1 protein-coding gene is annotated in these 551 nt (G+C 64.1%); it reads left to right on the top strand.

Features of this window, described 5'->3' with window-relative positions; all coding sequences use genetic code 11:
• Positions 1–551 (top strand): IS21 family transposase (gene istA, locus ACFQX9_RS29560; protein WP_377791268.1); only part of this gene is annotated, 551 nt, incomplete at both ends.

Below are 551 nucleotides of genomic sequence, written 5' to 3'. Positions count from 1 at the left end.
CTGGTTTTGCACGACTTTCGAGGCCTGGAAGCAGCGGGCGCAGCCGAGCATGCGTCAGACCCACATCGGTGGGGAGAAGGTGTTCGTCGATTTCGCTGGCGACACCATCGACATCTTCGATCCCATCACCGGCGAAGTGCGCGCCATGAAGCTGTTCGTCGCGGCGATGGGGGCCTCGAACTACACCTACGCCGAGGCCTGCCCAAGCGAGAGCCTGTCCGACTGGATCGGCGTGCATGCCAACCTGTTCAGGTATCTCGGCGGCGTGCCGAAGTTCGTGGTCTGCGATAATCTCAAGGCCGCCGTGACCAACCCCGATCGCTACGATCCCGGGATCAACCGAACCTATGCCGAGATGGCCGGTCATTACGGCACCGCGATCCTGGCGGCGAGACCGAGGCGGCCAAAGGACAAGGCCAAGGTTGAGGTCGCCGTCCAGATCGCCCAGCGCTGGATCCTGGCCCGCCTGCGCAACCAGCGCTTCTTTTCCCTGGCGGAGCTCAATGCGGCCATCCGCGGCCTCGTCGTCGAACTCAACGCCCGCCAGATGC

The sequence above is a fragment of the Bradyrhizobium sp. GCM10028915 genome, assembly GCF_042666195.1.
In the GTDB taxonomy this organism is placed as follows: domain Bacteria; phylum Pseudomonadota; class Alphaproteobacteria; order Rhizobiales; family Xanthobacteraceae; genus Bradyrhizobium; species Bradyrhizobium canariense_D.
This window is presented reverse-complemented; position numbering and strand designations above follow the sequence as displayed.